The organism is Pseudomonas sp. Y5-11 (assembly GCF_022368695.1).
Lineage (GTDB): Bacteria > Pseudomonadota > Gammaproteobacteria > Pseudomonadales > Pseudomonadaceae > Aquipseudomonas > Aquipseudomonas parakoreensis.
Map to the genome: position 1 here is coordinate 2210207 of NZ_CP058974.1, position 19047 is coordinate 2229253.

Genomic DNA, 19047 nt, shown 5'->3' on the forward strand with positions numbered 1-19047 from the left:
GAATGGGACGCCGAAAAGGCGTTGCGCCGCTACGACATAGCGATCACTCGCCTTGGCGTGAAACAGGAGTAGAGCGGCATGGCAGAGAGTAAATATGCGCTCGCATACGCCGGTGAGAGCGGTAACACAAACGGCGGATTTACGTTGCCCGATAACCTCGGCAAACCGCTGCAGGATCTGAACCTGACACTGGCGTTGGCAAGCCAGGACATTCGGTTGCTGACGCAGGAGCAGATCAAGCTGCGCGAGCTGCTGGTCAGCCAGCAATCGTTGTTCAAGGTCGTCGCGGCGCCGCCAGCCGCCAACAGTGAGCCGAAGTCAAAACTCAAGGCGGAAATCGAGCAGCGTCCGCCCCCGAAAAAACTGCAGCCGGCGATGGCTAACGAGACGGCGCTGGTTGAGCTCAATCAGTTGATTGGACTCAACAAAGACCAGCTTCAAGCGCATTCGGAGCAAACGCTGGAACTCGCGACTCAGCGGTCGGTTGCAGCCAGTGGCGCGACGGGTGCGGATCTGTTGCAAATCCAGCAGGTCGGGGCGCGAGCTGGTATTGCCGACGGCGCCAAGGGTGATCAGCGAGCGACAGAGCTGAGAGCGTACTCCGGCGACGCGGCGATCAATGCCACGGCCTTCCGGCTTGACGTCAAGGCCGCGGGGGAAATGCTTGCGGTCTGGCGTTCCTCCTTGAAGCTGGATCGATACCAAGGTCAGGATCTGGCCGATGCGGTCAGTTACCTGGGCAGCAGCGGTCTGGACGCCAAACCTGCCGATATCGGCGCGGTCGTTCAACGCTCTGGCGAGAGCGCTGTTGCATCGGGAATGACACCGGAACAGGTTGCAGCATTTGCCACTGCGCTGTTGAACAGCGGGGCCGACAAGGACGCTGCCAGTACGGCGTTGAAGAGCTTTACCTCGGTCTTCGGCAAGGAAAATGCTGCGTCAGCCGAACAGCGTTCGGCGATGACCCGGTTGCACCTGGACCCCGAATCATTGCGTGAGAAGATGCGCACGGATGCGCCGGGTGCGATTGATTCGGTACTCGCAGCACTTGGCAAACAATCCGTACCCGAACGTGCAGCCACGGCGAAGACGCTGTTTGGCGAGAGCAGTACCAGCATTCTTGAGTTGCTGAAGAAGCCCGACGACGTCAAGACCGCCTTCACTCGGGTGTCCGACAAGCACCAATACGCAACGTCGGAACTGGGTTCCGGCGCCGGTGCCGCGACGAAAACGGCCGAAGCCTTTGGCGATACGTCACAAGGGCGCTGGAATGCGCTGGATGCGAGTCTTAATCGTTTGTCGACAGCGGTGGGAAATGCACTCGCGCCCATGACTGACGCGCTGGCAGTGTCGCTAACGGCTGTGGTCAATGGCTTGAGTTCAGCTGCTGAAGCACTGCCGTTCCTGGCGGCTGGCCTCACGCTGGCCGGTGTGGCCGCCATGCCGTTCGTCGGTGGTGTACTGAAGACCGGGGTCGCCTCGGTGCTGGATGCGGTCAACTCGAAACTGTTGCGTCTGGCGACGGCGCGATTGCCCGCTGATATTGCCGATGTGATCAATGGCGGTGACGACGGCGGCGAGGGGCCTAAAAGAAAGCGCCCCGGTCGACGTGCACCGTCCAGCGCGCGGTCTCGTGTTCCTTCCTCTGGCGCCGGTCGAGGCGGACGTTTGAGCACGATGACGGCCAAAATCGCCCCGATGTTTGACGATGCGATAACCCGCGTGAAAATGGTCGGCGAGATGGCCAAAAGCATGCGCCCGAGTTGGCTCAGCGGCGCGACTGCCAAGCTCATGCCGCTGGTCGATGGCGCCAAATCCAAGCTTCTACCGCCGCTGGTCAAATCATTGCCCGCCTTCAAGATGAGCGCTCCGCTGGCGATTGGTCATGCCGCTTACGCAGGTTTGAAGGGCTGGCGTGACGGCGATGATCAAGCTGTCAAAGGTGCTGCCGGCGAGTTGGCTGGAACGGCGATTGGTGCCACGATCGGCTCGTTCATTGCACCTGGTATTGGCACATTCATCGGCGGCACTCTGGGCGGAATGCTCGGCTCCTATGTGGGGGAACAATGGGGGAAACCTGCCGATGACAAACTCGCGCCCCCCGCGCAAGTGGCCAAGGATCTGACCAGCGCTCAGACGCAACTGTCCAATTACACCTACTCGCCGTTAGTGCAGATCAGCGGCGGTGATGTGCTCAATGCCGAAAAAATCGGCGATGTGGTTTCGCAGGTTATGCGCAACCATTTCGATACCGCATTCACACCCGCAGTAGGCACCAACGCTCTCGCCACCCGCCGTGACGCAGCCCTGACCGATGGAGTCGCCTGATGAAACAACAAATGGCGCTGGGTAGTTTCATCTTCGGCCTGTCGCGCGACTTCGCCTACAGCTCGCTGGCGCGCAAGTCCGATGGAGGCTGGAGCGAAATCCAGATTCTCACCAGCAAACCCAAGTCCAGCCAGACCGGGCAAAAACCGGAAACCCTGACTATCACCGGCAAGTCGATGTATGCCGTGGCCATGGATCGGCTCGACGAATTGCGCGCGTTGCAGGCCCAGCGTATCCCGCTGCCGTTGATTGACGGCATCGGTCGCAATTGGGGCCTGTGGCGAATCAACAATATTCAGGAAACCCAGAGCCAGATCATCGATGACGGCACGGCAATGGTCGTTGACTGGGTCATTGAGCTAGCGGAGTTCAACAATGCGTAAAGTCCGAAGCGTGGCCGGTGATTCGGTGAATCTGCTGCTCTACCGCGAAACCGGGCGCAGTGATGACACCGCCGAAGAGGCCCTGTGGACACTCAACCCGACCCTGGCCGAACACGGCCCGATCCTGCCGGCGGGCGTCTGGGTCACGTTGCCGGAACTCGACTCGAAACCGGCCACGATCAAACCGCTCACGGCGTGGGATTAAGGAGGTTTGCATGGCACTGGGTTTCACCCCGGCGGTAAGACTCTATGGGGCCCATTCGGCCCTGCTCAATCAACGCCTGATCAGTTGGGAACACATCGACGCTGCCGGTTTCGAGTCTGATCAACTGACGTTGACCATCGATCTTGAAGGCCTCGAAGGGCTGCCGGATCTGGGCGGGAAAATCGGCCTGGAGGTCGGTTATCTGGAGTCGGGGCTGGTCGACAAGGGCCAGTTCAAAGTGACACGTCTGACGCCGACGCTGTTCCCGTTTCGCCTGACGCTGGTGGCCACGGCGGCGCCGTTCAGCAAGGAGGATGAAACGGGCTTCAAGCAACGTCGCACGGCCAGTCATGGCCCGACCACTTTGGGTGCGCTGTTTCGCAAACTGGTGTCGAGCCATGGCTTTTCACCGCGCGTCGCGCCCGAGGTGGCGATGATCAGGATCGAGCACGTCGACCAGTCCAACGAAACCGACATGAGCTTTCTGACGCGCCTGGCAAAAAAGTACAACGCGGTGACCAAACCCTACAACGACGTGTACGTGCTGGCCCGTCCCGGCCAGACCAAGTCGTTGTCGGGCCAGGTGCTGGCGGACGTGACTTTGTCGGTGACCAGCAACAACCGTCCGGGCGATCACGCGTTCGTCAGCGCCACGCTGGAGGAGTCTGCCCGCGAGCAGACCAAGGGCTGCAAGACCTGTTTCTGGGATGGCGCCGCAGGTGTGTTGCGCTGGGTTGAAACGGGGCTTGCGCCGTTCAAGACCCTGCGCCAGAAACAACCCACTGAAGCCGATGCGATCGCCGTCGGCGAGGGCGAAGTGCGCAAGATGCTCCGGCAGAAGTACAAGGTGAAGATCACCTGTCCCGGCAATCCACTGCTGGCGGCCGAAGGTCTGGTGCTGCTCGATGACACCTGGCCAGACTTCATGCGCGGGCGCTGGTCGATTGAAAAAGTCACCGCCAGCGGCAATCGCGAGAACAGCTATCGCTGCGTGATTGATGCCAGCGGCCTTGATCCCAAGGCCGCAGCCAAGGACTGATTCCCCGCTTTGTCACTGCGATGAAGATCCCTGTGGGAGCGGGCTTGCCCGCGAAGAGGCCAGCCCATTCAAAAGAGACGCCGGCTGATCCACCGCCATCGCTGGCAAGCCAGCTCCCACAGGTTTTGCAGTGTTCTGCAGACCGCTTTTCATTCAACTCTGGAACACCACCATGAAGATCACCCCGATCCTCACGCAGCTGCGTGCGCAATGCCCTGGGCTTGCCAACCACATTGCCGTCGGTGTCGATCTGGCGTTGCTGCAAGGCAATGCCGATCTGCCAACACCCTCGGCCCACGTGCTGCCGCTGGCCGATCTGGCCAGCAACAGCACCGCACAAAACCTCACCACCCAACCGATCCGCGACCGCTTCGAAATCGTCCTCGCGCTTGACGCAACCGACGCTACAAAAGCGCTGGATCTGTTGCACGACCTGCGCGCCGAACTGTGGCGCGCACTGGTGGGATTCAAGCCCGGCAACGACTACAGCGCCATCGTTTATGACGGCGGCGAAACGGTCTCGATCAACAGCAGCCGCGCCTTTTACCGGCTGCGCTTTTTTGCCGAGTTCCAGCTCGGCCGCAATCTGCCCAGTCAGCCTGCGGAGAGTTGGCACGAACGTGAACTGGACGGTTTGTCGTCCTTTACCGGGGTCACCGTGCGGGTCGATGCGATCGACCCGGCCGACCCCAATCTGAAACACCCGGGCCCTGACGGGCGCGTGGAACTGACTTTCTCTGGAGACGTAACCCCATGAGCAATCGCATTACCGTACTGCCGGCCGCTGGCCGTGCCGTGCCTGACCCGGAAGCGGGCGATCTGCTGCCCAAGGAAGGCCGTGAAGTGCTGGACAGCGCCTGGTGGCGCCGGCGTCTGGCCGACGGCGATATCACACTCAAAACCGCAAAAGCGGCTAAACCACAGGGAGCCAAATGATGGCGATCGGATTCAGCAACATCCCCGCGGACATTCGTGTACCGCTGTTCTATGCCGAAATGGACAACTCGGCCGCCAATAGCGCGAGCTCGAGCCTGCGTCGCTTGATCGTCGCTCAGGTCAACGACAACATCGCCCCGACTGAAGTCGGCAAACTGGTGCTGGTCTCCAGCGTTGCACTGGCAAAAAGCATCGGCGGTCAGGGCTCGATGCTCGCCTCGATGTACGAGACCTTCCGCAAGGCCGACCCGATCGGCGAGATCTGGTGCCTGCCGCTGCACAACGCTGAAGGCGCCATCGCCAAAGGCGTGCTGACGCTGACCGGCACCGCGACTCAGGCTGGCGTGCTCAACCTGTACGTCGCTGGTGTGCGTGTGCAAGCCACCGTGGTCAACGGTGCCACCGCTGCTCAGGCAGCCACCGCACTGGCGCAGAAAATCAACGCCACCGCCGATCTGCCAGTCAGCGCTGCGGCTGCTGAAGGCGTGGTCACTCTGACCGCCAAATGGACCGGCGACAGCGCTAACGACATCAGCCTGCAGTTCAATCGTCTGGGCAAGAGCAACGGCGAAGAAACCCCGGCCGGCCTGACCACTGCGATCACCGCCATGACCGGTGGCGCCGGTGTACCGGACCAGGTCGCAGCCGTGGCCGCACTGGGCGACGAGCCGTTCGAGTTCATCGCTCTGCCGTGGTCGGATCTGTCGACCCTCAACACCTGGCAAGCGGTGATGGATGACAGCACCGGTCGCTGGTCCTGGGCCAAGCAACTGTTCGGTCACGTTTACAGCGCCAAGCGCGGCACCGTCGGCACCCTGGTTGCTGCTGGCCAGGCACGCAACGACCAGCACATGACCATTCAGGCGCTGGAGCCGGGCGTCCCGCAACCGTTCTGGGTACAAGCTGCCGCACTGGCTGCGCGCACCGCGGTGTTCATCTCCGCCGATGCCAGCCGTCCGACCCAAAGCGGCAGCCTGCCGGGTGTTGATCCAGCGCCGGCCAGCGAGCGTTTCACCCTGACCGAGCGCCAGTCGCTGCTCAACTACGGCATCGCCACCGCTTACTACGAAGGCGGTTACGTACGCATCCAGCGTTCGATCACCACCTACCAGAAAAACGCTTACGGCCAGGCCGACAACTCCTACCTGGACAGCGAAACCATGCACCAGTCGGCGTTCATCGTGCGTCGTCTGCAAAGCGTGATCACCAGCAAGTACGGCCGGCACAAACTGGCTTCCGACGGCACCCGTTTCGGCGCTGGCCAGCCGATCGTCACTCCGGCGACCATTCGCGGCGAGTTGATCGCGCAGTACGCCAAGCTGGAACTGGAAGGCCACGTGGAGAACGCCGAGCTGTTCGCCGAGCACCTGATCGTCGAACGCGACGTGCAGGACCCGAGCCGCGTGAACGTGCTGTTCCCGCCGGATTACATCAACGGTCTGCGCGTGTTCGCACTGCTCAACCAATTCCGTCTGCAATACGACGACGCGGCCTGATCGCCGCGCTTGGCCGTAAGCATTCAGCCCACCTCGGTGGGCTTTTTTATTTGAAGGGAGTAACACCATGGGTCAAGTGATTGCAGGCACCTGCTACGTCAAAGTCGACGGTGCACAACTGACTATCAACGGCGGCTGCGAAGCCCCGCTGATGGCCGTCAAACGCGAAACCGTCGTACCGGGTTTCTACAAGGAAACCGACGTCGCGCCGTCGTTCAAAGTGACTGCGCTGCACACCGCCGACTTTCCGCTGAAGAAGCTGATCGAAGGCACCGACATCACCGTCACCTGCGAATTCAGCAACGGCAAGGTCTACGTGCTGGCCGGTGCCTATCTGGTCGAAGAGCCGGTTTCCAAAGGCGATGACGCCACCATCGAACTGAAATTCGAAGGCATCAAGGGGACCTGGCAATGAGCGGCGCCGTGAAGCTTCAGGTTGCGATCGAAGCTCACGGCGAGCCACTGACCGAACTCGTCCTGCGCCGTCCGACGGTGCAGGAAGTGCGAGCGATCAAGGCGCTGCCGTACAAGATCGACAAGAGCGAAGAAGTCAGCCTCGACATGGACGTGGCGGCCAAATACATCGCCGTGTGCGCCGGCATCCCGCCGTCGTCGGTCAACCAGCTCGATCTGGCTGACCTCAATGCGCTGAGCTGGGCCGTTGCGAGTTTTTTCATGAGTGCGGCGTCGGCGCCATCACCGACCTGATCGCAGTCGCCTATGACCTGGCCTGGTTCTGGAAGGTTGACCCCGAACAGATGATGGCCAGGCCACTGGATGTGCTCCGCGAGTCGCTGGAGCACGCGCAACGGATCAATGCGATGCAGCAGGTGCAGTGATGGCGAATACTAATTTGAGCCTGATCCCGCAGAACTTTCCCGTCACGGTCAACATGCTTGTGGTGCTCAAGGGCGCCGAGAAGATGGAGGCCGAGATGAAGGGGCTGCGCGGCAAGGTCGCAGCATTCAAGAAAAGCATGGAAGACAGCGGCCTTGAGCCGCTGGACGTGGCCGGTTTCATTGCCGAAGGTGGTTTGCTCAAGCCGTTTCAGGACGGCATCAAAAAAGCCATCGAAGCGCAGGATGCGCTGGCGAAGAAAACCAGGGCACTCAAGGGCCTTAAAGTGCCGAAGGTGGTGCAGGGCGAAACCTCGGCCAACCTGGAAAAATTCAACAAGGCGCTGGATAACATCTCGCTGAAAATCGGTCAGGCGTTGTTACCGGCGGTTAACGGCATCGTCACGGCATTGACGCCGGTAATGACTTCGATTGGCCAGTTTGTCGCCAACAATCCGTATCTGGTCGAAGGGCTGGCGGCCGCTGCCGTAGCGTTTACGGTGGTCACGGTCGGGGCGATGGGGCTGGTCGCGGTGCTGGGGATTTTGACCTCACCCATCGGGCTGATTGCGGCGGCTATCGCGGCAGCGGTGGCCATCATCGTGATCGGCGCGCGGTTGATTACCAATAACTGGGCGTCGATTTCCGGATTCTTCGGCAGGATGTGGGACTACGTTTCGACGAAATTCAACACTGGAGTTGTGGCGACCACGCAGGCAATCGAATCGATGGGCGCATCGATCAGCAAAACGTGGGGAGAGATCAGCGCGGACTTCTTTGCCGGCGTCGACAGCGTCGTCAATATTTACAACGGCTTGGTTTCGAAAGCGCAGGCAGGCACTGACAAGCTCGCGGCGGCTTTCGACTTCTCGCCGCGTGAGCTGTGGAACAAGGCGTTGGCGAAAGCCAGCAGCGTTGTCAGTGATTTTTTCGCCAGCACGATGGCGGATGCACAAGCAGGGATCGACAAGCTCAGTGCGAAGTTCGCTTTCTCACCGCGTGAGGTGTGGAACAAGGCATTGGCGAAAGCCAGCAGTGTTGTGAGTGAATTCTTCGTCAGCACCATCGCGGATGCGCAAGCGGGTATCGACACGCTCAGGGCGAAATTCGGTTTCTCGCCGAGTGAAGTGATGAGCAAGGCTTTTGCAACTGCGAGCAATGTCGTCAGTGATTTCTTCGCCGGCGCACAGGCCAAAGCTGCTGCCGGTGTGGACGCGCTCAAGGCGAAGTTCAGTTGGTCGCCGGTGCAGACGATTACCGGCGCCTGGGGTTCGCTGAACAATGTGTTTGGCAATCTTGTTGGCGGTGTTGCAGGTAACGCCACCGCGCAGTGGGAGCAGGTCAAATCGATTTTCACGCAATCGCCGGTGGCGACGATTGAATCGGCTTGGCAACCCGTGGTTGGCGTTTTTTCGGCGCTTTGGGATGTCCTGCGGGCATCGATGGCCACGTTGCAGGAAAACCTGCGCAGCGTATTCGACGTCTTGCCGGTGGAGTCGGCAACGGCGGCCTGGAGCGGCGTGAGCGGGTATTTCTCCGGTTTGTGGGCGTCGTTGACCACGGATGCACAGGTGCTGAAGAGCGTCTTTGGCGATCTGTTCAGCCAGTCGCCGCTGGAGTCGATCCAGCAGAAATGGCAACCAGTGCTGACCTGGTTCGGTGAGATGTGGACCAAGCTGCAAGGCATCTTCGGGCAGGTCAAAGAACTGCTCGGTGGCAACTTCACCGCTATCTTCGCCACCCTCACCAGCACCAGCACGGCGGCACCTGCCGGCGGCGCGGCACTGAACAGCACGTTGCCGCAATCCTCCAGCGCCCTGATCCAGCAAAGTGCTGCCAACAACCGCACGCAACTCGAAGGCGGCCTGACCGTGCGCTTCGAAAACGCACCGGCGGGGCTGCGTACCGATCAACCACAAACCAATCAACCGGGCCTGGCGTTGTCGTCGCGCATCGGCTATCGCTCGTTGTCGGCAGGAGGTTCCAATGAACTGGCGTGACCGCTTGTTGCCGGCATCGTTTCGCGGTGTCGGGTTCTGGATCGATCAGGCGAAAACCCCGGTCGGTCGCAAAGGTCAGTTGCACGAATACCCGCAACGCGACCTGCCGTATTTCGAGGATCTCGGCCAGCAGGCCAAGACCCACGACATTACGGCGTTCATCATCGGCGCCGATTGCCTGGAGCCGCGCGACAAGCTGCTCAAGGCCTTGGAGGCGGGCAGTGGTGAACTGGTGCATCCATGGCTTGGACGTTTGCAGGTCAAGGTCGGCGAATGCGACATGACCCACACCCGCCAGGACGGCGGGCTGGTGACGTTCAGTCTGAAGTTCTATCCCGACCGGCCATTGCCGTTTCCGACTGCCACGGTCAGTACGCAAAAAGTCCTGTTGGCCAAAGCTGACACGCTGTTGGGTTCGGCGGTGGCGCGTTTCGAGCAGGCGATGACGCTGATCAAGGCGGCGCGCATCGGCATCGCCAATTTGCGCAATAGCCTGACCGGGGTCTACGAGGTGATCAAGGAGCAGCTCAAACCGCTGATCGAGCAGTATCGGCAGATCACCGAACTGGTCAAAGCGGTCAAGGAGTTGCCCAAGGAAGTCGCGGCGGAGTTCAAAGGCTTACTCGGCGATATCAAGGAACTGAAGGCATTCGCGAAGGAGGGCTACCGTGGCGTGATTGCCGACGTGTCCCAACAACTCGAAGCCATCCGCAAGGCCGATGCGCCGAAGATCACCACCGGCAAGGACACCAACGCGGCGGCACAAGCCATGGCCGATCTGGTGCAGGACACGGTGCTGGTCAAAGTCGCGCAATGGGTGGCGTCGATGCCGGTGGCGACAAGCCCGGTGAAACTGTCATCGACACCTGCGGTAGGGCAACAGGCGACGAGCCCGGTGACCCGCCAGGAAGTCCCGGTCAGTGACGACATGCAGGCATTGCGTGACGCCGTGGCGGTGGCAATCAACCCGATGCTGGACAAGGCCGACCCGGCGCACTACCAGGCCATCAGCGATGTGAAAGAGGCGCTGCTTGCGCACCTCAAGGCCGTCGCGTCGTCGGGTGTGCGGCAAGTCAGCAAGTCGTTCCAGGAAAGCTTTCCGGCACTGGTGGTGGCCTACAAGTACCTTGGCGATGCGACGCGGGTCACGGAAATCACTCAACGCAACGGGATCACCCATCCCGGTTTCTCACCCAACGAAGTGAAAGTCTCCGGGGAGTAAACCATGAGCGAGATAGACAACCGCGTCACGCTGACCGTCAACAATATGGAATACGGCGGCTGGAAAAGCGTGGAAATCACCGCCGATCTTGAGCGTCAGTTCCGCACCTTCAAACTCGACATCACCTGGCAGTGGCCGGGGCAGACGGTGGATCAGCGGATCAAACCGGGTGACCCGTGCGAAGTGAAGATCGGCCAGGATCTGGTGCTCACCGGCTACGTGTTCAAGGCGCCGATCCGCTACGACGGGCGCCAGATCAGCCTGAGCATCGAGGGCAGTTCCAAGACTCAGGATCTGGTCGATTGCGCAGCCACCAACCGGCCGAACCAATGGCAGGAGCAACCGCTGCTCAGCATCGTCCAGGCTCTGGCGGCGGAATACTCGCTGTACGTGGTCAACGAAATTCCCGAGACCGCGCGGCTCGCCAAACACACCATCGTGCCGGGCGAAACGGTGTTCCAGTCGATCGACCGTCTGCTCTCGCTGTTCCGGGTGTTTTCCACTGATGACGAGCAAGGCCGGCTGGTGCTGGCCAAGCCCGGTAGTGGTGGTCGGGCCAGTGACGCGCTGGAGTTGGGCAAGAACATTCTGTCGGCGAACGCGCCGATGGATCAGAGCCAGGTGTTTTCTGAGTACCGAGTGATCGGTCAGCAGAAAGGCTCGGACAAGAAGAGCGGGGCGGCCGTCAGCGAGGTTCAATCCAGCGCGGCTGATCTGAGCTTCAAGCGCCGCCGCACCACGATCATCAACGAAGGCACCGCACTGACGTTCGAGTTGGCCCAGCAACGCGCCCAATGGGAAAGCGCCACCCGCATGGGCCGGGCGCAGACCACCACCTATCAGGTGCAGGGCTGGCGTCAGTCCAATGGCGATCTGTGGCGCCACAACACGCTGGTGAAGGTCACGGATCCGGTGCTCGGGTTCGACAGCGACATGCTGATTTCCAAAGTCACGTATTCGCTGTCGTCTCAAGGCTCGGTGACCACGCTGCAAGTGGCGCCACCGCATACCTTCGATCCTGATCCAACGCCCCCGAAAAAAACCTGAGCCTGACTCCGAACCCCTGTGGGAGCGAGCCTGCTCGCGAAAGCGTCGCCAGCCTCAACATCACAGTGACTGACCCACCGCCTTCGCGAGCAGGCTCGCTCCCACATTGATCCCATCCGGGCCACTTTTTTGAAGGACACCCCATGAGCCTACTGACACGCCTGCTGGCGCGCGGCACTGTCGTGCTCGCCAACTCGGCTTCCAAGCTGCAATCGCTGCAAATGCGCCTCACCGCCGGTGAAGTGAACGACGACCTGGAGCATTTCGAACCGTACGGTTTCACCAGCAACCCGCTGGCCGGCGCCGAGGGCATCGTCACGTTTCTCGGCGGCGACCGTTCCCACGCCATTGCCCTGGTGGTCGCCGATCGCCGTTATCGCCTGCAGTCGCTGGCCTCGGGCGAAGTGGCGATCTACACCGACGAGGGCGACAAAATTCACTTCAAGCGCGGGCGCATCATCGATATCGAAACCGCCACCCTGAACATCCGCGCCAGTAGCGCGGTGAACTTCGACACGCCGGTGATCAACCAGACCGGCAAGATCGTTTCCACCGGTGATCAGCTCGCCGGCGGTATCAGCCAGATCAAACACGTGCATGTTGGCGTGCAGGCCGGCAGCGGCCAGACCGGTGCGCCGGCAGGAGGCCAATGATGTTCATCAGCCAGAACCTCCACGCCGCACTGACCCGCGCCGTGCTCATCAGCCTGTTCACCTGGCGCCGCGCCGCCGATGACGACGCCCTCGACGACGAGGAGCGCTTCGGCTGGTGGGGCGACAGCTTTCCCACCGTCGCCGACGATCGCATCGGTTCGCGGCTGTGGCTTTTGCGTCGGGTCAAGCTGACCCGACAGACCCAGATGGACGCCGAGTTCTATGCCCGCGAAGCCCTGCAATGGCTGATCGACGACGGCCACTGCAGCGCCATCGACATCATCAGCGAACGCCTCGACGCCCAGCGCCTGAACCTGCGCACGGTCCTGACCCTGGCCGACGGCGAACGTCTGGACATCAACCCCGATAACAGTTGGCAGGTGATCTATGCCGTTTGAAACCCCTTCGCTGCCGGTGCTGATCAAGCGCACCCAAAGCGACCTGGCCGGCGATTCGCTGCGCCAGTCCGATGCGCAAGTGCTGGCCCGCACCCTCGGTGGCGCGGCTTATGGTCTGTACGGTTATCTCGACTGGATTGCCGAGCAGATCCTGCCGGACAAGGCCGACGAATCGACCCTGGAACGCATCGCCGCGCTTCGCCTGAACCAGCCGCGCAAACCGGCGCAAGTCGCCACCGGCAGCGTCAGTTTTACCGCCACTGCCGGCGCGGTGCTCGACGTTGACACGCTGCTGCAAGCAAGCGATGGCCGTACCTACAAAGTCACCGCCGCGCGCACTACCGTCAGTGGCGGCAACACCACCACGATTGCTGCGCTCGACGCTGGCAGCCTGGGCAATGCCGACGCCGGTCTGGCGCTGAACCCGGTGCAGCCGATCGCCGGCGTGGTCGGCAACAGTTTTGTGGTGCTCGCACCCGGCCTCAGTGGTGGCGTGGCGCGCGAAAGCCTGGAGTCGTTGCGCTCGCGGGTGATCCGCTCTTATCGCGTGATCCCCCACGGCGGTTCGGCGAGCGATTACGAGACCTGGGCGCTGGAAGTGCCGGGTGTGACGCGGGCCTGGTGCCGTGGCGGCCTGCTCGGGCCAGGCACAGTGACGGTGTTCATCATGCGTGATGAAGACCCGCAACCGGTGCCCAACGATGAACAACTGGCGGAGGTTCAGGCGTACATCGAACCGCTGCGTCCGGTGACCGCGGAAGTGCATGTGCAGCGGCCGATTCAGGTACCGGTGGTGTACCGTTTCAAGAGCGTCAATCCGGACACCACCGCTGTGCGCGCCGCCGTGGAAGCGCAGCTGCGCGACTTGCACAACCGCGAGGCCGACCTCGGTGTGGCGCTGCTGATCAGCCATATCCGCGAAGCCATCAGCAGCGCCGGCGGTGAGTACGATCACACGCTGACCGCACCGGCCGCTGACGTGCCTGCCGGGCAAAGCGAGCTGCTCACCTTCGGAGGTTGCGTATGGGGGGCATAAGAACCGCCGCGCAATACCAGGCGCAACTACGCGCCTTGCTGCCGAGCGGCCCGGCATGGGATCCGGAACGCGTCCCGGAACTCGAGGACGTGCTGCAAGGCGTCGCCGTCGAGCTGGCCCGTCTCGATGCCCGTGCCGCCGACCTGCTCAACGAGATGGACCCGGCAGGCGTCAGCGAACTGGTGCCGGACTGGGAGCGAGTGATGGAGCTGCCCGACCCGTGCCTGGGCGCCACGCCGCTGTTCGACGACCGCCGCCTCGCCGTACGCCGCCGCTTGCTCGCGGTCGGCAGCCAGGCCGTCGGTTACTACCTCGACATCGCCAAAAGCCAGGGCTACCCCAACGCCAGCATCACCGAACACGAAGCCCCACGCATGGGCCGCTCGCGTTTTGGCGCAGCGCACTGGGGGACCTGGGAAGCGCAGTTCATGTGGACCCTCAACACCGGCGGCCGCCTGCTGCTGGGTCGGCGCTACGGCGCGAGTTACTGGGGCGAGCGCTTTGGCGTGAACCCGGGCTCGGCGCTTGAATGCCTGATCCACCGCAGTGCGCCGGCGCATACCAAGGTGCACATCAATTATGACTAGGGAGGAATGAGGGGATGGATTATCCGAAGAGCATGCCCGGTGTCGGTTTGGTCAACAGTCGTTTTGTCGATGAGAACCCGATCACCGGAACCCCCGGATCGTTGATTCCTGCTGAGTGGGGCAACGCCCTGACCGAAGAGGTTTTGACGGTTATCAAGGCTGCCGGGATTGAACCCACCGAGGGGCTCAACACGCAGTTACTCGAGGCGCTGCGTGGCAAGAAACTGTATGAAACGCCACCGCAGTTCGATGTCAGTCAGAAGGTTGCGACGACAGAATTTGTTCAGCGCGCGCTGGGCAGTCTGGCAGGGCAGACCAACTATGTAGGGGATGTCACGCTGACGGCTGCTGATGTTGGCAAGCTTTCAGTCTTCACTGGCCCATGTACGGTGACTCTGCCTGATTGGTCCAGTGTTTCTCCTGGTGGACTGGTCAGGATTCTGAGCAGCACCGGTAGTTTGACGGTAAAGGCTCGTAATGGTGAAAGTCTGAGCACCATCAATGGGGTATCCGCTACGTCTTTGTCATTTGCAGGGGGATGTTTCGTAACCTTCAGGCGACTGCTATTGGGTGGGGGGTGGGGGCTGGACTCCGGCGATGGCGCGCTCAAATATTCGCCGATGTTTACCGCCTCACTGGGTGACAGCGGCTACCAGCGTTTACCTAGCGGCATGATTTTGCAGTGGGGAACGGCTTCGGGGGGTGGGCTAAGTGAGACCGTCACTTATCCGATCGCATTTCCCAACAAAGTGCTTCTGCTGTCGGGAGGCGATATTTCTCCGGCATTCGCCGACCTGCGTTTCTCCTTATGGAAACTCTCGTCAAGCCAGTTTCAGCGCTTCTCCAATGGCGACCCCGGCGGGTGGAACTGGTTCGCTCTGGGCTTCTGACGATAAAGGTGAGGACGATGAAATACATTCATTTCGATGCCCAGGGCGAACTTCTTGGGCGCTACGACTCGGCTATTCACCTGCAGATTCCTGCCGGCGCGGTGGAGATCTCCGACGAACTGTTCCTGCGCACGATTGATGAGCGCGACGGCATCTGGCGATATACCGACGGCAAGGTCACCAAACATTCTTTGCCGAACGCTTCGCAAGTGGTTGATGGCGAGCGAAGAGCTGCCGCCTTGGCGCGCCGTGATGAGCTGTTGGCCGAAGCCGATCAGCAAACCGTCGGCATGGCGGACGCCTACATCGCGGGCCTGCTCGACGCAGACGATATGCAGCGATTCAAGGCATTCGCGACCTACAAACTGGCGCTGAACAAGATCGACAAGCAGCCGGGCTATCCGCAAAACGTGGTCTGGCCTGTGCTGCCCGCCTGAGAACTGTTCCGGTCGGAAGCCTGAAAACCTGTCTAAAAAATCCATCACTCTGAATAACGGGAGGTCCGTCCGTGGACTATCCAAAAAGTGTGCCCAGCGCCGGTCTGGTGAATGGCAAGTTTATTGATGAAAACCCGCTGACCGGGACGCCGGGGTCGCTGATTCCTGCTGATTGGGGCAACGGGGTCACGCAGGAAATTCTCAACGTGATCAAGGCCGGGGATCTGACTCCGGACGAGAAGAAATACGACCAGTTGTTGCAGGCGATTCAGAGCGTTTCGGCCAAGGGCTGGAATCTGGATTCGGCGTTGCCGATCGGGTCTTTGCCGACCGCGACGGTGGCGACGCCGGATGGTCGTCTGGCGATCACGCCAGCGGCGGTTTCGACGGGTGGTGGTCGGGTATCAATTCCGGCTGGAGTGCTGATCAGCCTTGGTCAGGAGGTGGTGGCCGGGCAGTTGGGGCGTGCGCGTACGTTCACCACCCAGGTGTGGAGCAGTCCCGATTTGCTGCCAAGTACCGGCTACTTTCTCCGGGCGCAGGTGATTGCGGGCGCGCTGACCTTTTACATGCAGCGCGGCACGATTTACGACGCTACGCCAGACGGTTTGAAAGGGACGGTCAATGGTGCGGCGGGCGGTGGTTTCCAGTCGACGCCGCTGGACATCTGTCTGGCCTGGGTCGTTACGGCGGGACCCGGGTCTATACCCATTGTCAGGGCGATCTACAACCGTAACCGCTTGTCGTGGACGCAGACCGTCAATGGCAATGGCGTGGTTTACCTGCCACTTGATCCGCATGCCCGAGCGGCACGGTTGGTGGTGGGTAACCCGACGCCGCATCCCACCGGGATTACCAGCGTGAACTTCGCGCCGACGGGTTGGCTCGGAGGCAATTACTGCTACCTCAACCCGACTGTCGGGACGTCCAACAACTGGGATGGCTGGGCAACAGCGGGCGGCGCCGTACTGATTTTTTCCAGCAATGTGGTCAGCGACACAACCGTTTCGACCTTGACTGCCAGCTTCGATCACAACGAATTGCGCTCGCTGTGGCAGTCGTATCAGGCCGAACACACGTTGGGCGCAAGTAATGCCGCCAGTGACGAATTATTGTTCAGCATGGGGCTCAAGAGTGTTGGCCCGGCCGATTACGCAAATGGCATTGCGGTCAATTTCGCCGCCGCCGTGAACGTGAACTTTTCCTGGGAGCTGATCCGATGATCATCATTCAAGAGCTGCATCAGTTCGAGGAAGGCTTGCGTCCAGCACAGCCCTCCAGTGCCCATGTCTGGGATGGAGAAACGTGGCAGTTGAACGCTTCCAGAGTCGCCGAGCTGGAGCTTCACGAAGCCGAGCAATGGTGTTCCAAGGTCGACGCGGCGGCTGACAGTGCTCGCACCGTTTTGGCCGGGGACCCGCTCAAAGCCATGGAGTACGCCCAGGCTGCTGCCGACGCTCAGGCTTATCAAGACGCCGGTTATCCAAAAAAAGAGGTACCGTTGTCGGTTGCTGCGTGGGTAGTCAAAGGTCGAACTGCCAAACAGGCTGCCGAACAGATTCTGAGCAAGGCCGATCAGCTTACCGATCACTTGTTGGCCCTGCGCACCTTGCGTCTGAAGGCCAAACAGCAGATCCGTGCGCACGCGGCCAAAGGCAATCCCGATCTGGCGCGAAGAGCAAGCGATGACGCGTTGGCGGCGATTCGCGAACTGGTCAGCAGCCAGAATCTCTAGTCGCAACGCCTTCGTTCTGCATCACCCAAGCCCACTTCGATGTGGGCTTTTTATTTTCAGAAAACAGACCGTTGCAGGCTCGCACTCGCGATCGCCGCGACGCGGATCATTTGTATTTCAGAGGAACGAAAAACCTATGGATTATCCAAAAAGCGTCCCCAGCGTCGGCCTGGTCGATGGTCGCTTCGTCGATGAAAACCCTGTGGCTGGCACGCCGGGTTCGTTGATTCCGGCGGTGTGGGGCAACAGCGTGACTCAGGAAATTCTGAGTGTGATTAACGGTGGCGGGTTGGTGGCTGCTGAAGCCGATACCGGTCAGCTGTACAAGGCGATTCAGTCGATTATCGGCAGAGCCAGCCCGATGCGTTCGGTCATCACCCGATTGTCCGCGTCGAAAACCCTGACCGAGGCCGAGCTCGGCCTGGTGCTGATCGACGGCAGCCCGGGGGCTGTGACCGTGCTGCTGCCACCGGCCAACGTCGCACTCGGTGTGCGCGACGTGATTGTTCGGCGGGTGGACAACAGCGGCAATCGCATGGTCATCCAGGCGTCCGGTACTGACGGGATTCGTTTTCACACCCATCTGTCGGCCAGCGGTTATCCGTTCTTCGTATTGATGGGCGGCGGTGACTGGTGGCATTTGCGCAGTGATGGGGCTGGTAGCTGGTGGCCGGTAGGTCGCTTTGACAATACCCCGCTGGGACGGCCGTTTTTCGAGACGACCCTGATGCTCAGTCCCGGCGGGTACGGTGCATTGAATGGCACCGTGATGAAACGCGCGGAATGGCCGTGGCTGTGGGATCACGCCCAGCAATCGGGAATGCTGGGGACTGAAGCCTTACGCGTAGGCTCCGAGGGAAAATGGACCACGGGTGATGGTGCGACGACCTTTCGTGGCCCCGAAGGGCGAGGCGAATTCCTGCGGGTTCTGGATGAAGGTCGTGGTGTGGATGCCGGGCGGGCGATGGGTACTTTTCAGACTGGATCGACGCATTCCTATGCGCAAGGTGCCAATGGCGCAGGCGCTGTGGGCGCGTACTGGTCAGATAGCCTGACCAGTTTTGACGCGGATACCCGAGAAGAACCGCAATACGTTACAGGGCTGGTCAATGGCGGCCCGATCTTTCCGGTCAACACCACCTACCAGAGGGATACCGCAGCAGTTTTGCTCTACGCCTTCAAATCCCGCCCGCGCAACATCGCCTATCCCGGCCGCATCAAACTCATCTGAGGCACTTTATGTTCAATTATCTATTTGATGGCTCGGGCGCTCTGTCCGGGCCTGTCGAGTTCATTGTCACGCCGGGCATTGGCATCCAGTTACCCGGTAATGCTGTTGAGCTGGCGTACGAGTTGCCTGAGCCGGAAACCGGTCGTAGCTGGGCACTGATCAACGGTGTACCGCGTGAAGTGATCGACCGCCGTGGCATGGTTTATCGCAAGGACGGCGGCGCGCAACAGATCTGGACCGAGCTGGGTGAGTTGCCGGACACCCTGACCGCGCAACCATGGCCAGGTGAATTCCACATCTGGCGCGACAACGCCTGGGTGCTGGATGAGCAGGCGCGTTTGGCCAGTGTCAGGCAGCAATGTCTTGGCCAGCGCGACGCACTGCTGCGCGACGCCGTCCTGCGCATCGCGCCGCTGCAATACGCCGAGGATATCGGCGATGCCAGCGATGACGAACAGTTGCTGCTGATCGAATGGAAGCTTTACAGCGTGGAGCTGAACCGCATCGAAAAGCAGGCCGGCTTTCCCGATGAAATCACCTGGCCGGTCGTTCCCGGCGCAGCCGTAGCCAACTGATTCAGCACAGGGA

The 19047-nt window shown here is 61.0% G+C and carries 22 protein-coding genes; all 22 read left to right on the forward strand.

Features of this window, described 5'->3' with window-relative positions; translation table 11 throughout:
* The first annotated feature begins 78 nt into the window (after positions 1–78).
* The 22 genes from HXW87_RS09740 (at position 79) to HXW87_RS09845 (ending at position 19034) form a co-directional block, all read left to right on the forward strand.
* Positions 79–2328, forward strand: coding sequence for a phage tail tape measure protein (locus tag HXW87_RS09740; RefSeq protein ID WP_239778826.1), 2250 nt, complete (start codon positions 79–81; stop codon positions 2326–2328).
* Positions 2328–2711, forward strand: coding sequence for a phage tail protein (locus HXW87_RS09745; protein WP_047291946.1), 384 nt, complete (start codon positions 2328–2330; stop codon positions 2709–2711). Before HXW87_RS09740 ends, HXW87_RS09745 begins: the two co-directional genes overlap by 1 nt.
* Entirely contained in the window at positions 2704–2916 is a 213-nt protein-coding gene (locus tag HXW87_RS09750) for a tail protein X (protein WP_095667376.1), read from the forward strand. The genes HXW87_RS09745 and HXW87_RS09750 overlap by 8 nt, the downstream gene beginning before the upstream one ends.
* Before the next feature lie 10 nt (positions 2917–2926).
* Positions 2927–3955, forward strand: coding sequence for a phage-like tail protein (locus tag HXW87_RS09755; protein WP_047291950.1), 1029 nt, complete (start codon positions 2927–2929; stop codon positions 3953–3955).
* A gap of 172 nt (positions 3956–4127) precedes the next feature.
* A complete protein-coding gene (locus HXW87_RS09760) occupies positions 4128–4712 on the forward strand; it encodes a hypothetical protein (RefSeq protein ID WP_239778827.1) in 585 nt (194 codons plus the stop codon).
* Positions 4709–4891 (forward strand): DUF2635 domain-containing protein, encoded by a 183-nt coding sequence (locus HXW87_RS09765; RefSeq protein ID WP_041072263.1) that lies wholly within the window; start codon positions 4709–4711, stop codon positions 4889–4891. The genes HXW87_RS09760 and HXW87_RS09765 overlap by 4 nt, the downstream gene beginning before the upstream one ends.
* The gene (locus tag HXW87_RS09770) at positions 4891–6387 is read left to right on the forward strand and encodes a phage tail sheath subtilisin-like domain-containing protein (RefSeq protein WP_239778828.1); all 1497 of its coding nucleotides are present in this window, start codon (positions 4891–4893) and stop codon (positions 6385–6387) included. Before HXW87_RS09765 ends, HXW87_RS09770 begins: the two co-directional genes overlap by 1 nt.
* Before the next feature lie 67 nt (positions 6388–6454).
* The gene (locus tag HXW87_RS09775; RefSeq protein ID WP_007964335.1) at positions 6455–6802 is read left to right on the forward strand and encodes a phage tail tube protein; all 348 of its coding nucleotides are present in this window, start codon (positions 6455–6457) and stop codon (positions 6800–6802) included.
* Positions 6799–7095, forward strand: coding sequence for a phage tail assembly protein (locus HXW87_RS09780; protein ID WP_007908778.1), 297 nt, complete (start codon positions 6799–6801; stop codon positions 7093–7095). Before HXW87_RS09775 ends, HXW87_RS09780 begins: the two co-directional genes overlap by 4 nt.
* A 130-nt stretch (positions 7096–7225) precedes the next feature.
* On the forward strand, positions 7226–9223 hold the full coding sequence (locus HXW87_RS09785) for a hypothetical protein (protein WP_239778829.1): 1998 nt from the start codon (positions 7226–7228) through the stop codon (positions 9221–9223).
* Complete coding sequence (locus HXW87_RS09790; RefSeq protein ID WP_239778830.1) at positions 9210–10445, forward strand: DNA circularization N-terminal domain-containing protein; 1236 nt, start codon at positions 9210–9212, stop codon at positions 10443–10445. Before HXW87_RS09785 ends, HXW87_RS09790 begins: the two co-directional genes overlap by 14 nt.
* Positions 10446–10448: 3 nt before the next feature.
* Positions 10449–11492, forward strand: a complete 1044-nt coding sequence (locus HXW87_RS09795; RefSeq protein ID WP_239778831.1) for a phage baseplate assembly protein — start codon at positions 10449–10451, stop codon at positions 11490–11492.
* 143 nt (positions 11493–11635) lie between these two features.
* A complete protein-coding gene (locus HXW87_RS09800) occupies positions 11636–12145 on the forward strand; it encodes a phage baseplate assembly protein V (protein ID WP_095667370.1) in 510 nt (169 codons plus the stop codon).
* Positions 12145–12543, forward strand: coding sequence for a phage GP46 family protein (locus HXW87_RS09805; protein ID WP_047601236.1), 399 nt, complete (start codon positions 12145–12147; stop codon positions 12541–12543). The genes HXW87_RS09800 and HXW87_RS09805 overlap by 1 nt, the downstream gene beginning before the upstream one ends.
* On the forward strand, positions 12533–13579 hold the full coding sequence (locus HXW87_RS09810; RefSeq protein WP_095667369.1) for a baseplate J/gp47 family protein: 1047 nt from the start codon (positions 12533–12535) through the stop codon (positions 13577–13579). The genes HXW87_RS09805 and HXW87_RS09810 overlap by 11 nt, the downstream gene beginning before the upstream one ends.
* Positions 13567–14166, forward strand: a complete 600-nt coding sequence (locus HXW87_RS09815) for a putative phage tail protein (protein WP_108181847.1) — start codon at positions 13567–13569, stop codon at positions 14164–14166. Before HXW87_RS09810 ends, HXW87_RS09815 begins: the two co-directional genes overlap by 13 nt.
* A 14-nt stretch (positions 14167–14180) precedes the next feature.
* Positions 14181–15056, forward strand: coding sequence for a phage tail protein (locus tag HXW87_RS09820; protein WP_239778832.1), 876 nt, complete (start codon positions 14181–14183; stop codon positions 15054–15056).
* Positions 15057–15073: 17 nt separating this feature from the next.
* Positions 15074–15493 (forward strand): tail fiber assembly protein, encoded by a 420-nt coding sequence (locus HXW87_RS09825; protein WP_182403978.1) that lies wholly within the window; start codon positions 15074–15076, stop codon positions 15491–15493.
* A 71-nt stretch (positions 15494–15564) separates the two neighbouring features.
* Positions 15565–16716 carry a phage tail protein gene (locus HXW87_RS09830; protein ID WP_182403979.1) on the forward strand — a complete coding sequence of 384 codons (1152 nt, stop codon included), beginning with the start codon at positions 15565–15567 and terminating at the stop codon, positions 16714–16716.
* Entirely contained in the window at positions 16713–17228 is a 516-nt protein-coding gene (locus HXW87_RS09835) for a phage tail protein (RefSeq protein ID WP_095667366.1), read from the forward strand. Before HXW87_RS09830 ends, HXW87_RS09835 begins: the two co-directional genes overlap by 4 nt.
* A gap of 136 nt (positions 17229–17364) precedes the next feature.
* The gene (locus tag HXW87_RS09840) at positions 17365–18459 is read left to right on the forward strand and encodes a phage tail protein (protein ID WP_239778833.1); all 1095 of its coding nucleotides are present in this window, start codon (positions 17365–17367) and stop codon (positions 18457–18459) included.
* Positions 18460–18467: 8 nt separating this feature from the next.
* Positions 18468–19034, forward strand: a complete 567-nt coding sequence (locus HXW87_RS09845) for a tail fiber assembly protein (RefSeq protein WP_182403980.1) — start codon at positions 18468–18470, stop codon at positions 19032–19034.
* Positions 19035–19047: the final 13 nt, after the last annotated feature.